Source organism: Phocaeicola sp. RTP21198st1_B8_RTP21198_201120, assembly GCF_040929485.1.
Taxonomy (GTDB): domain Bacteria; phylum Bacteroidota; class Bacteroidia; order Bacteroidales; family Bacteroidaceae; genus Phocaeicola; species Phocaeicola dorei.
In genome coordinates this window covers 978-1,634 of the sequence record NZ_JBCOCI010000285.1, presented here as the reverse complement: position 1 = coordinate 1,634, position 657 = coordinate 978, and the positions used below count along the sequence as shown (strand labels likewise).

At 40.6% G+C, this 657-nt stretch carries 1 pseudogene; it reads left to right on the top strand.

Annotation, left to right across the window (positions count from 1 at the left end):
* Positions 1-502 (top strand): annotated as a pseudogene (locus AB5935_RS25470) (hypothetical protein); the annotation flags it as partial.
* Positions 503-657: the final 155 nt, after the last annotated feature.

Below are 657 nucleotides of genomic sequence, written 5' to 3'. Positions count from 1 at the left end.
AACGGTATCTCAATTCAGCAACCAATCTTCTACAGAGATTACGCTGACTTGTCCGGATTTGTCTGATGGAAGCTATACGATGACAGGCAAGACCCGCAGCGGAGAGGCTGTGCAGTTCTTGAACGATAATATTACGACTACCGAACAGACTGTGACCGTATCTACCGAAATAACGCTTTGGTCAGGACACCATTACGTTTCGTGGGATAAGCCAGACGGTGATCCCAACAAAACTTTTGGTTTGATTCCAATGGATGTATTTGCTGGTATCACAGCCGGGTCGACACTGAAAGTAGTCTACTCCATAGAACCTACTGCCGAATATCATAAAATGCAGCTTGCCACAGGCTATTGGACAGGCTTGGCGAGTGAGATGGAATTTACGGAAAACGGTGAATATACACTGATACTAACACAAGACATGTTGAATAAGATTCAAGCTGAAGCCGGATTCTTATGTGTAGGACATGGCTATTATGTAGATTTGGTAACCGTGAAATAATGTTCCTAAGTAAGTTTAAAAATCATTCATACCATAAGTATCTGTCATTCTTCGGGTTAAAGCCCTCTGAATGACAGATTACATAAACGATGCTACTTAAAAACAAATCATAATGAAACTAAGAAATATTATATTAATGACCGCATCTATCGCAA